Below are 11483 nucleotides of genomic sequence, written 5' to 3'. Positions count from 1 at the left end.
TGCTCGCCAGCATGCTCCAGCAGCAGTTTTTCCGGTTCGCGCGCGACCTCGTGCCACTGCCCATCCAGCGGCCCACCCACCAGCAACAATCGCATGACGTGCCCTTCGACAATAAATAGCCAAGGTAATCCGTTAGTACCGGCAGAATATTGCGCCACATCAGGCAAACCCAATCTATACGATGAAGCAGGACAAGCAGATGCGCTAGAATATTTCAGCCTATCCTCCTGACGAACCCATGCCCCGCTACGCTCCGCCCCTTGCCCTGATCCTCGCTGCCCTCGCCACCCTGGGGCCGTTTGCCATCGACACCTTCCTGCCGGCAATGCCGGCGATTGCCGGCGCGCTGTCCGTCTCCGAGCTACAGACGCCGCTGATCCTGTCCGCGTATATGGCCAGTTTCGGATTGATGATGCTGTGGCACGGTGCGATCGCCGACGCCGTCGGCCGCCGCCCGGTGCTGCTTGTCGGCACCTTCTGCTACGCGCTCGCGGCGCTGGGCTGCACCTTCGCCGACAGCTTTGCCGAGCTGATCGCCTTTCGCGTACTGCAGGGAGTCAGCGGCGGCGTCGGACTGATTGTCGGGCGCGCCATCATCCGCGACTGCTACCACGGCATCGCCGCACAGAAGCTGATGTCGCATGTGACCATGCTGTTCGCGCTCTCGCCAGCCTTGGCACCGGTGATTGGCGGCTGGCTGTTCACCACCTTCGGCTGGCGCGCGGTATTCGCATTCATGGCAATCGTCGGCGCCCTGCTGTTTCTGCTGTGCCTGACCTCGCTGCCGGAAACCCACCCGGTGGACAAGCGCACGCCACTGGCCGCGCGCTCGCTCTTGGCCAACTATCGCGCCGTCGCCGGCAATCCGCGCTTTCGCCTGTACTCGGTCGCGGTCAGCCTGAATTTCGTCGGCTTCTTCGTCTACGTGCCATCGGCGCCAGCCATGCTCATCGGCCAGCTCGGACTGGGGCCCAACGATTTTCTGTGGCTGTTCGGCCCGGCAGTCGCCGGCATGATCATCGGTGCCTGGCTATCCGGGCGCGCTGCCGGACGCTTTACCGCGCGCCAGTCGGTCAACACGGGCTACGCCATGATGCTCGCCGCCGCGCTTGCCAACACCCTGCACGCACTCCTGTTTGCACCGTCGCTGCCGGCGAGCGTGCTGCCGATCGGCCTCTACACCATGGGAATGTCACTGGCAGCACCGTCGATCACGCTGGCCATTCTCGATTTATTCCCCGCGCAGCGCGGCACCGCCTCGTCGATGCAGGGCTTCGTGCAGACACTGACCGGCGCAGTGGTCGCAGGCACCCTCGCCCCGCTGATCTGGCACAGCGTAACGCTCTTGGCCATCGCCTCGCTCACTTTCTCCGCACTCGGCCTCGTCTTCGTCTGCCTCGCCCGCCGCCACGCGCCGCCGACGCCGGCATCTTGAATGCAAAAAACGCTGCCGCGTGCAGTAATGCCGTTCACTCAGCGGATCGAACTTGTTTGATTGGGTAACGAGACGGCAGCTTTTTCACAACGCGGGGGCATTTACGCCCCCGCCGTTGTGTCGGCAGTAGCAGATCTCTCAGGCATCCGCGCAGGCGAAGCAGGCGCGCAGGCAAGGTACAGGGGCTGTTGATCGCCCGTCAGCTCTACTCATAACGTAAATAATGCAGCGCCGCCGTAAAGCTCAGATTGCTTGCCCCACGCCGGCCGGATACCGCAGCGCACACCCGGACAAAAAAAGAACCCGCGTCTATATCGCCATCCGGAACCGACCGCTACTTGCCAATACGCGCAGACAGCACACCATGCACAGACACTCATCCGGAAAATCAACACTGCATTACCCGTCTATGCTAAAGCCAGACACAAGCCGTGTCCCGCCGCAAAGAGGGAACAGCCATGCGCCATCAAATCAATCACCGCATCCAGCATCTGGCCCGCTTGGGCAACTGGCACTATTCGGCTGGCGGCGACCACCTCGAAGGCTCGGATGAAGCCTGCCGTCTGCTCGGACTGCCTGCGGGGGCTATCCTGCATCCACGCAAACTGGCCGAGCGCATCCACCCGCAAGACCAGCCTACATTGCAAACGGCCTGGCGCGAGCTGATGAACGACAAGCACTTTGCCGTCGAACTACGGGTGCGTGATGGCGAAAGCTGGCGCTGGCTCTATATCAGCGGTGAAGCTGTCGATGCCGACCTGCAAGTCATCGGTTTCGTACAGGACATCAACGCACGCAAGCAGCGCGAACTGGAACTGGGCGCCCAGGCGCAGCAACTGGCGCTGGCAATGACAGCCAGTGGTGAGGGGTTATGGGACTGGAATCTGGCCACGCAGCAGGTCAGCCATAATGCTCAATGGTGCCGCCTGCTGGGACTAGACCCATCGCACCTTAGCCATGCCACCGATTTTTTTATTCATCTGATCCATCCGCACGACCGCCCGGCCGTTCAGGCGCGCATCGGGACATGCCTGCAGGGCAAAGGCAGCTACGTCAGCGAACACCGCCTGCGCCATCATGACGGCCACTATGTGTGGGTACTGGATCGCGGCGATGTAGTCGAACGTGATGACGCAGGAACCGTATTACGCATGGTCGGCAGCCTGAGCGACATTAGCCAGCGGCGCGCAGCCGACGAAGAGCTGCGCATCGCAGCCAGTGTATTCGATGCCCAAGAGGGCATGCTCATCGTCAGTGCCGACCATCTGATCCTGCGCGCCAACCGGGCATTTGGCGAAATAAGCGGCTATAACGGCTCCGACCTCGCCGGCCAAAGCCCGTTATTGCTGCGTACCGGCAAGTACGACATGGATTTCTATAACGGCATCTGGGAAGCCGTAGCCAGCAGCGGCAGCTGGCAGGGCGAACTCTGGATCAAGCATCAACAAGGCCGCTTCATCCCGGTGTGGATGACGGGCAGCGCCATCAGGGACGACGGTGGCACCATCAGCCACTACATTGTCACGCTCTCGGATCTGTCGCAGCACAAGGCTGCCGAGCGCGAGATCCACCGCCTCGCCTTTTATGACCCGCTAACCGGGCTGCCCAACCGCCGGCTGCTGCTCGAACGCATCGACCACGCACTGCTCACCCACCAGCGCAGCGGCAACGAAGGTGCACTATTGTTTATCGACCTGGACAATTTCAAGCCGCTCAACGACAGCTACGGCCACGAAATGGGAGACCGCCTACTCAAGGAGGTTGCCGAACGCCTGGGGCAACGTCTGCGCCAAGACGACACCATCGCCCGCCTAGGCGGAGACGAATTCGTCGTTCTACTGGAAAACCTAGACAGCGAACCGGCCAAGGCAGCCAGCCAAACAGAACATGTCGCCGAAATACTGGGCGACTTGCTGGCACAGCCCTACCATCTGGATAGCCATACCCACCACTGCACCGGCAGCATCGGCATCGCACTGTTTTCAGACGCAGCCGGCCGCGCAGACGAATTATTGCGCCAGGCCGACCTTGCCATGTACCAAGCCAAGACTGCCGGGCGCAACGCCCTGCGCTTTTATGACCAGGCAATGCAGACTGCCGTCCAGCAGCGATTGACGCAAGAACACGCACTACGCGAAGCCATCGCCGCACAGCAATTCGTCCTGCACTACCAGAAGCAGGTGGACAACAATGGCGTCGCCACCGGCTACGAGGTGCTACTGCGCTGGGAACATCCGCAACGGGGTCTGATCGCGCCAGGATATTTCATTGCACTGGCAGAGGAGACCGGCCTGATCATTCCGCTAGGCAGATGGGTACTGGAGCAGGCATGCCAACAGCTGGCGCGCTGGAGTAAAGAGGAAGACCGCGCCCATCTGCGCCTCGCCGTCAATATCAGCCCGCTGCAGTTCCAGCAGGACGATTTTGCCGATACCGTGATTGCCATCCTGCAACAAAGCGGTGCCACACCCGAACGACTGGAGCTGGAGCTGACCGAAAGCCTACTGCTAAGCGATATTGCGCATGCCGCCGACAAAATGCACAGGCTGCGCAAGCATGGCGTCCTGTTTTCACTGGACGATTTCGGCACCGGCTACTCTTCGCTGTCCTACCTCAAACACCTGCCGCTGAACCAGCTCAAAATCGACAAGAGCTTTGTTGACGACATCATGCACAGCACTAGCGCCGACGCGATTGTGCGCACCATCATCGCACTGGCACACAGCCTGGAGCTGAACGTCATCGCCGAAGGCGTGGAGACTGCACAGCAGCGCGACTTCCTGCTGGCCAATGGCTGCAAGCACCATCAGGGCTATCTGTATGAAAAACCCGCGCCCCTGAACCTGGACACCGATAAACAGTAAACGCCGCAGAGCCAGGCTCTGCGGCGTTTACTGTTTACTGTCCCACGGCAAGGCGGAGAAGCCCGCTTTTAGTAGGCTTCGCCCACCTTGGGGCCGATCAGCGTATCGGGGGGCAAACCCAGCGCCAGCACCCGTGCCTGACGCACGGCAAAACTGTCCGTCGCCACATGCGCCTGCCAGGCAGCAGTCTCACCCAGGCCTGCCATCCGGGCCAGACGCGCCGCCAGTTGCGGCTGCGCCGGCGTTTGCAAGCGCGCAAGCAACTCGTCCGCCAGATCGGGGCGGTTGCACACAAGCACCATATCGCAGCCGGCAGAGAACGCCGCCTCGGCGCGATCGACGATGTCGCCTGCAGCCGCAGCACCTTCCATGGTCAGGTCATCCGAGAAGATCACCCCGTCAAAGCCCAGCTCGGCACGCAGGATGTCCTGCAACCAGCGCCGCGAGAAACCGGCAGCCTGCGCATCAACCGCCGGATAGACCACATGTGCCGGCATCACCGCAGCCATGCCGGCATTCGCCAGCGCCGCAAACGGCTTGAGATCGTCGTGGCGCAGCGCATCCAGCGAACGGCCATCCACCGGGATCACATGATGGCTGTCGCCCTCGACAAAACCGTGACCGGGGAAATGCTTGCCGCAGCTTTGCATGCCGCCAGCAGCCAGACCCTGCTGCAAGGCACAACTCAGATCCGACACCACCGCCGGATCTCGATGGAAGCTGCGGTTACCGATCACCGCGCACTGCCCCCAGTCCAGATCCAGCACCGGCGTAAACGACAGATCGATGCCGCAGGCCGACAGTTCGGCGGCCAGCACTTCGCCCACATCGCGCGCCAGCGCCAAGGCACCTTGCGGGTCGGCGTCATAGGCTTCACCTAGCGCCCGCATTGCCGGCAGACGGGTAAAACCGGGCAAAAAGCGCTGCACCCGCCCGCCTTCGTGATCGACCGCGATCAGAAGGTGTGGACTACGCAGCGCACGAATTTCGGCAGTCAATGCCTTGAGCTGCGCGACCGACTCGAAGTTGCGGCGAAACAGGATGACGCCGCCCACCAGAGGGTGGCACAGACGCACGCGTTCGGCGTCGGTGAGGGCAAAGCCGGCCACATCGGCCATCACCGGGCCGCGGGCAAGATTCAGGGGAGCAGACATTAAAGGCACCTCATGCGTACTTTAATAAGGTATTTTTTTAAACCAGTAAAGCAGGGTTTCTTTCTCTACCGACTCTTTTTTCTGTTTCACATTTTTAATACTTTCAAACCACAGCTCCGCCATTTTAATTTGTCCCACTTTATTAAGGTGGCACGAATCAAAACGAAAGCGATCATCTAGAGCATTATTATTGGGTCCCGCATAAAAAAACAAAGCCGAGTCGATGGCAATTTTTCTCTGAACATCATCTATTTTTTCATCATAACGACCATAGCAACGGGAGTGCCTTGCAACCACCCACGGTACAACACCTATTTTTTTTCGAATATAGGAATAGAGTTTAAACAGATCGTCTTGGTATACATTAGCTGGCGTCCCAATATCAGATGACCCTTGATGCCATAGCACGTAATCAAATTTTATGCCTTTCTTGGCTATCACTGACAAAGCCGATTCCAACTTACCAAAAGCCCGACCACCTGCCAGCCATTCACTGACTTTGGTACCACCTACCCCTATGGGCATAAAAACAACTTTGCTTGCCAAGCCTGACTTGACCATGCGTTCACCCAGCGGCATCCACATGCTGCCGCCATTGCAGTCGGCCCATACAAAAGGATCACTAGCCACCACAACATTACCATTCAAATCATACTGATATATACCATTTACCTTGCCAAATTTTTCCTGATTACAATTGGAAGAAATAGATTGACCAATAACGAGTATATTAACCTCCTTGGCTAAGGAGACGTTAAGCAAGCTTAAAAAAACAATTACAAACAACCTAACATAGTTAGCAACCGACAACATATCGACTCCTCACCCCAAGAACACGTTTAGAAACTTCTATGGAAATTACCGAAAAGCAAAACACCATTAGAAATTCCAAAATAAAATAAACCGGCAATTTACTCACCGCAAAGAACGAAACCATCTTATAGAATAGCAGCAACCAAAACCCGTGCACAAAAAACAAACCAAAACTAATATTTGCAATGTAAGACATAGGGTTTATTTTTTTATTAAAAAACCTCTCAAACAAAAAAAACAAAAACACAACAAAAAAAAGCTTACCCATTTGAATGATATTTGGTTGCCATATATAATCGAAATATCCTTGGAAAACCTGCCCCCCCCCCAGCCAAACCACCAATAGCACAAAAAAACCAGAAGCGGAAACTGCCATAACAGCCCTTGGCCTAGATCGCAAAAAATCCATTACCGCTCCACCTCGTGCAAAAAGCATACCCATCAAATAGAAACCCATAAAATGAAAAAAACTTAACACTGGATTTTGGCTATTGATAGGGCGAAATGAAAAAACAGAGAACAACACCGCAGCAACAACCATTACAAAAAACCAATTCCGTTTAGCACAAAAAATAAAAATTGGCGACACAAGAAAAAACAAAAAAATCATTGGGACAAACCACATCGGCCCATTAACAGCCCCACCTACAACAAAACTCCACAACACATAAGCAATAGGCATCAAGCCATACGTTTCATTTTGCCCAAAAAATAATCCCGCCAATATTGCAAAAAAAGAAAAGAAAAGAAAAGGCAATACAACAAACTTAAATTTTTTACCCAAATAATCTAAGAAATTAAATCCTTTCCTTCTTGATAAGTAATAAAATAGATATCCTGATATAAAAACAAACAATGTCGTCGCATCTGCAAGAATAAACTTGACAACATCAGCTGATTCGCCAAATTTATAAACAGAAGAAAAATGCGAAAAAATAACGAGCAATATTGCAACCGCCCGCATATTTTCAAATGAATACAAGAATTCACCACCATTAACTTTAGACACCCTACCTCCTAAATTAAATTATCAATCCCGCGTCAGCACTTCCAAAAGCTCGATTTCAAAAACCAGATTGGAGCCCGGCTTGATATGTGCGCCGATCTGGCGCTCGCCATAGGCCAGATGCGCCGGCACCAGCAGCTTGCGCTTGCCGCCGACTTTCATTCCCATCAGGCCCAGGTCCCAGCCCTTGATCACGCGACCGGTGCCGATCACACACTGGAACGGCTGGCCTCTATCGTAGGAGGAATCAAACTGGGTACCGTCTTCCAGGCAGCCGCGGTACTGGGTGGTGATCAGGGCACCCTTGACGGCTTCCTTGCCCTCGCCCACGACGATATCGATGATTTGCAGTTCAGGGGTCATGCTGACTTTCCAGTAATAAGACAGGGAGCGACTAACTGCGGCTTTCGGCCACAACAAAGGCCAGCGCCTGTGTACGCTCGTCGCTGATAGATAAATGCAGATGGCTGATGCCGCGCGCGGCAACAAAGGCAGACAGCTCGGCCGACAACGCAAACTGCGGCTTGCCCAGCGCGTCATGGCCAACGGCAATCGCCGTCAGCAGCACCGGCGCTCTCACCCCGGTGCCCAGCGCCTTGGCCAGCGCTTCCTTGGCGGCAAAACGCTTGGCCAGAAAGCGGGCCGGATCAGAGCTGGCGGCAAAATCGGCCAGCTCGCTTGCCGAGAGCAGGCGCCGGCCGACACCCAGACCACGGCGCGCAATCATAGCCTCGAAGCGCGCGATTTCGGCCAGATCAGTGCCCACACCGCAAATCATTATTCGCCGCGCCGTGCTTCGCGCATCAGCGCCTTCATTTCCTGCACTGCGGCGGCAAAGCCGACAAACAGAGCCTGACTGACGATGGCGTGGCCAATATTGAGCTCGGCAATTTCTCGGATGGCGGCCACCGGCTTGACGTTATGGTAAGAGAGGCCATGGCCTGCGTTAACGGTAAAGCCCAGATGCGCCGCGTACACTGCTGCTTCGCGGATGCGGGTCAGTTCGGCCTGACGCACTTCGGCCGAATGGGCATCGGCATAGGCGCCGGTATGCAGTTCGATCACGCGCGCGCCGGCGTCAAATGCCGCTTCGATCTGGGCACGGTCGGCATCGATAAACAGCGACACGCGGATACCGGCATCAGACAGGATCTGGGTAAAGCGTTTGACCTCGTCGAAGTAGCGGATCACATCCAGCCCGCCTTCGGTGGTGACTTCTTCACGCTTCTCCGGCACCAGGCACACATCTTCCGGCATGACCTTGAGCGCGTTTTCCAGCATCTCTTCGGTCAGCGCCATCTCCAGATTCATCCGCGTCTTGATGACCTGCTTCATGGCGACTACATCGGCATCCTGGATATGGCGGCGATCTTCACGCAGATGCAGGGTGATCAGGTCGGCGCCAGCCGTTTCGGCCACCAGTGCGGCCTCTATCGGGCTGGGATAGCGGGTGCCGCGCGCCTGGCGCAAGGTTGCCACATGGTCGATATTGATGCCCAGCAGGATCATGCCTGTTTCCTCGTTCGTCTTAAACCGGTTTGGCCGCTTCCGTCGCCTGGGCGAGCGGCAGCAGCAATTCGCGGGTGGCGAGCTTGTCGTCACCCAAAAGATTGGCCAGCATCAGCCGGGTCACGCCACGCGCTTCGCGCAGCGCATGCGCATCGTCAAAATCACCGGCGGCCAGTGCCAGCAAAACCGCCCCGCGCACCACGGCCTGGCCATCATGCGCCACGCCGCCTTGCCAGAGCTCGGGAGGAGAGCCGGCCTGTACCCGGTACAGCGAGCCTGCATCCAGCGGTGCACCGGCGCCATCATGCCCAAGCAAGGGCGCATAACCCAGCGCACCCAATAGAGCCAGTTCGAAACGGCGCAATACCACGCCCTGCGCCTCGCCTTGCGCCAGCGCCCGCACGGCGGCGTCGTAGGCGGTAAAAACCGCAGGGGTCGGGTCTTCGCGCACGGTGAGGCGCACCAGCAACTCGTTCAGATAAAAGCCGCATACCAAAGCTTGCCCGGCCAGCAGACGTACCCCGCCCTGCCATTCGGCACGGTGCAGGGTACGCAATTCGGTCTTGCCGAACCAGGCCAGCGACAAGGGTTGAAACGGCAACAGCAAGCCGCGCAATTCGGCGCGCGGCCGGCGCGCACCGCGCGCCACCATGGCTACGCGGCCGTAGTCGCGCGTCAGCACATCCAGCAGCAAGCTGGTCTCGCGATAGGCTTGCGCATGCAGGATAAAGCCGCTCTGGCGGTCTATCTTGCCCGGCTGCATCAGCCGCGCGTCCAGTGATGGTCGCGCCCGACGCAGGCCACGCGGGTAAACAGCTCCGCATACCAGCGCGCGTAGCCTTCGGCCTGCGCCAGCCGGTGACGCCCCTCGGCCTTCCAGCCGGCGATCGCTTCTTCACTGGTCCAGTACGACACGGTGATGCCGAAGCCATCATCACCGCGCACGCTCTCGACGCCAAGGTAGCCCGGCTGCTTCGCAGCCAGCTCCACCATCGCATCAGCCATATCGCCATAACCATCGGCCACATCGCTGCGCTGGCTGGAGAAGATGACTGCCCAGTAAGGCGGCTGTGGCGTACGGGCAAACATTTTACAGACCGAATTCCTTGAGGAAACGCACGTCGTCGGCCCAGCCCGACTTCACCTTGACCCAGACTTCGAGGTAAACCTTGGTGTCGAACAGCGCTTCCATATCGAGGCGCGCCTCGGTGGAGATTTTTTTCAGCTTTTCACCACCCTTGCCGATCACGATGGGCTTCTGCCCTTCCTTGTCGACCAGAACCGCGACGTGGATGCGGTACATGGCACCATCCACCTCGAACTGCTCGACCTCTACATTCATCGAGTACGGCAGTTCCTCGCCCAGATAGCGGAACAGCTTCTCACGCACGATTTCAGCGGCAAGGAAACGCTGGCTCTTGTCGGTAATCATGTCTTCCGGATACAGGGGCACCGACTCGGGCAGATGAGGTGCCACTTTTTCCAGCAGTTCGGCAATGCGCTGGCCATGCTTGGCGCTGACCACTTCGGCATCGACAAAAGGGAACTCGGCGCGCACATCATCGATAAAGTTGGCGAGCTCGATCTTGTCCTTGGCCTTGTCGACCTTGTTCACCACCAGAATCACCGGGATTTTCTTCGGCAACAGCGCCATTACTTCGCGGTCAGCCGGGGTAAAGCGCTTGGCTTCCAAGACGAACATCACGCAATCGACATTGCCCAACGTGTCCTTGACGCTCTTGTTCAAGGTCTCGTTCAGTGCGCCGCCGTGAAAAGTCTGGAAGCCCGGTGTATCGACAAACACGAACTGGCTGTGATCGGTGGTATGGATGCCGGTCACGCGATGGCGCGTGGTCTGCGCCTTTTTGGAGGTGATGCTGATCTTCTGGCCTATCAGGTGGTTCATCAGCGTCGATTTGCCCACATTGGGACGGCCGACGATGGCCACAAAGCCGCAGCGATAAGAGGTTTCGGTCATTTCTTGCCCAGTTTGAATTGTGCTTCCAGTTGCAGCAGCGCCTGTTCGGCGGCCTGCTGTTCGGCCGCGCGCCGGCTATTGCCTTCGCCGCTGGTATCGATGCCCAGATCACCCAGCTCGCACGCGACTTTGAAGTGCTGCTCGTGCGCCTCACCCAACTGGCTCAGGATGCGGTAGCGCGGCAGCGGATATTTGCGCGCCTGCAGTGCTTCTTGCAGGCGTGTCTTGGCATCTTTGGCATGGCGGGTCGGGTCAATCGCTTCGACCCGCTCGCGGTACAAATGGCGCACCACGGTTTCGGCTGCGGCAAAATCCGCGTCAAAACTCACGGCGGCAAAGGTCGCCTCCAGCGCATCCGCCAGAATGGACGGCCGGTTAAAACCGCCGCTCTTAAGCTCGCCCTCGCCCAGATACAGCTCGTCCCCCAGCTTGAGCAGCTGGGCCAGTTCGGACAGGGTCTGCTGATTCACCAGATTGGCGCGCAGACGCGATAGCTCGCCCTCGGTCAATTGCGGAAAGCGGTCATACAGCATGCGGGCGACGGTATAGTTGAGAATACTGTCGCCGACAAACTCCAGTCGCTCGTTGTTGGGCGTGCCGTAGCTACGGTGCGTCAAAGCCTGACGCAGCCACTCGGGACGGGTAAAACGGTAGCCTAATGCCTCGCTGAGGCGGCGAAATCGGATATCTTTATGTTGAGTCACGGCTTAGGGTTGCATGCCGG

The 11483-nt window shown here is 57.8% G+C and carries 12 protein-coding genes; 2 read left to right on the top strand and 10 right to left on the bottom strand.

Annotation, left to right across the window (positions count from 1 at the left end; genetic code table 11):
- The first annotated feature begins 238 nt into the window (after nucleotides 1-238).
- Both EGI20_RS13835 and EGI20_RS13830 read left to right on the top strand, forming a co-directional pair.
- Nucleotides 239-1435: a multidrug effflux MFS transporter gene (locus EGI20_RS13835; RefSeq protein ID WP_498632170.1), complete on the top strand. Its 1197-nt coding sequence runs from the start codon at nucleotides 239-241 to the stop codon at nucleotides 1433-1435.
- A gap of 458 nt (nucleotides 1436-1893) precedes the next feature.
- On the top strand, nucleotides 1894-4299 hold the full coding sequence (locus tag EGI20_RS13830; RefSeq protein WP_498632168.1) for a bifunctional diguanylate cyclase/phosphodiesterase: 2406 nt from the start codon (nucleotides 1894-1896) through the stop codon (nucleotides 4297-4299).
- A gap of 68 nt (nucleotides 4300-4367) precedes the next feature.
- Here EGI20_RS13830 and nagZ read toward each other — a convergent pair whose 3' ends face one another.
- The 10 genes from nagZ to rnc are packed head-to-tail and all read right to left on the bottom strand — an operon-like array spanning nucleotide 4368 to nucleotide 11463.
- Nucleotides 4368-5453, bottom strand: coding sequence for a beta-N-acetylhexosaminidase (gene nagZ, locus EGI20_RS13825; RefSeq protein ID WP_498632166.1), 1086 nt, complete (start codon nucleotides 5451-5453; stop codon nucleotides 4368-4370).
- A gap of 21 nt (nucleotides 5454-5474) precedes the next feature.
- Nucleotides 5475-6266: a sialate O-acetylesterase gene (locus tag EGI20_RS13820; RefSeq protein ID WP_498632165.1), complete on the bottom strand. Its 792-nt coding sequence runs from the start codon at nucleotides 6264-6266 to the stop codon at nucleotides 5475-5477.
- Nucleotides 6250-7275 (bottom strand): acyltransferase family protein, encoded by a 1026-nt coding sequence (locus EGI20_RS13815; protein WP_498632164.1) that lies wholly within the window; start codon nucleotides 7273-7275, stop codon nucleotides 6250-6252. The genes EGI20_RS13820 and EGI20_RS13815 overlap by 17 nt, the downstream gene beginning before the upstream one ends.
- 21 nt (nucleotides 7276-7296) lie before the next feature.
- Complete coding sequence (locus EGI20_RS13810) at nucleotides 7297-7635, bottom strand: FKBP-type peptidyl-prolyl cis-trans isomerase (RefSeq protein WP_498632163.1); 339 nt, start codon at nucleotides 7633-7635, stop codon at nucleotides 7297-7299.
- Between the two features lie 31 nt (nucleotides 7636-7666).
- Complete coding sequence (acpS, locus tag EGI20_RS13805) at nucleotides 7667-8038, bottom strand: holo-ACP synthase (RefSeq protein ID WP_498632161.1); 372 nt, start codon at nucleotides 8036-8038, stop codon at nucleotides 7667-7669.
- Nucleotides 8039-8049: 11 nt separating this feature from the next.
- A complete protein-coding gene (gene pdxJ, locus EGI20_RS13800) occupies nucleotides 8050-8781 on the bottom strand; it encodes a pyridoxine 5'-phosphate synthase (RefSeq protein ID WP_498632159.1) in 732 nt (243 codons plus the stop codon).
- Nucleotides 8782-8800: 19 nt separating this feature from the next.
- The gene (gene recO / locus EGI20_RS13795; RefSeq protein WP_124734369.1) at nucleotides 8801-9544 is read right to left on the bottom strand and encodes a DNA repair protein RecO; all 744 of its coding nucleotides are present in this window, start codon (nucleotides 9542-9544) and stop codon (nucleotides 8801-8803) included.
- On the bottom strand, nucleotides 9544-9870 hold the full coding sequence (locus tag EGI20_RS13790; RefSeq protein ID WP_498632157.1) for an antibiotic biosynthesis monooxygenase family protein: 327 nt from the start codon (nucleotides 9868-9870) through the stop codon (nucleotides 9544-9546). The genes recO and EGI20_RS13790 overlap by 1 nt, the downstream gene beginning before the upstream one ends.
- Before the next feature lies 1 nt (nucleotide 9871).
- On the bottom strand, nucleotides 9872-10759 hold the full coding sequence (era, locus tag EGI20_RS13785; RefSeq protein ID WP_498632155.1) for a GTPase Era: 888 nt from the start codon (nucleotides 10757-10759) through the stop codon (nucleotides 9872-9874).
- Nucleotides 10756-11463: a ribonuclease III gene (rnc, locus tag EGI20_RS13780; protein ID WP_160796025.1), complete on the bottom strand. Its 708-nt coding sequence runs from the start codon at nucleotides 11461-11463 to the stop codon at nucleotides 10756-10758. The genes era and rnc overlap by 4 nt, the downstream gene beginning before the upstream one ends.
- Nucleotides 11464-11483 lie beyond the last annotated feature (20 nt).

The organism is Aquitalea sp. S1-19, assembly GCF_024343515.1.
This window is presented reverse-complemented; position numbering and strand designations above follow the sequence as displayed.

Excerpts from the sequence above, each read along its gene's own strand:
- EGI20_RS13835 (WP_498632170.1), top strand. The coding sequence starts at position 239 with ATGCCCCGCTACGCTCCGCCCCTTGCCCTGATCCTCGCTGCCCTCGCC.
- EGI20_RS13830 (WP_498632168.1), top strand. The coding sequence starts at position 1,894 with ATGCGCCATCAAATCAATCACCGCATCCAGCATCTGGCCCGCTTGGGC.
- nagZ (WP_498632166.1), bottom strand. The coding sequence starts at position 5,453 with ATGTCTGCTCCCCTGAATCTTGCCCGCGGCCCGGTGATGGCCGATGTG.
- EGI20_RS13820 (WP_498632165.1), bottom strand. The coding sequence starts at position 6,266 with ATGTTGTCGGTTGCTAACTATGTTAGGTTGTTTGTAATTGTTTTTTTA.
- EGI20_RS13810 (WP_498632163.1), bottom strand. The coding sequence starts at position 7,635 with ATGACCCCTGAACTGCAAATCATCGATATCGTCGTGGGCGAGGGCAAG.
- pdxJ (WP_498632159.1), bottom strand. The coding sequence starts at position 8,781 with ATGATCCTGCTGGGCATCAATATCGACCATGTGGCAACCTTGCGCCAG.
- recO (WP_124734369.1), bottom strand. The coding sequence starts at position 9,544 with ATGCAGCCGGGCAAGATAGACCGCCAGAGCGGCTTTATCCTGCATGCG.
- EGI20_RS13790 (WP_498632157.1), bottom strand. The coding sequence starts at position 9,870 with ATGTTTGCCCGTACGCCACAGCCGCCTTACTGGGCAGTCATCTTCTCC.
- era (WP_498632155.1), bottom strand. The coding sequence starts at position 10,759 with ATGACCGAAACCTCTTATCGCTGCGGCTTTGTGGCCATCGTCGGCCGT.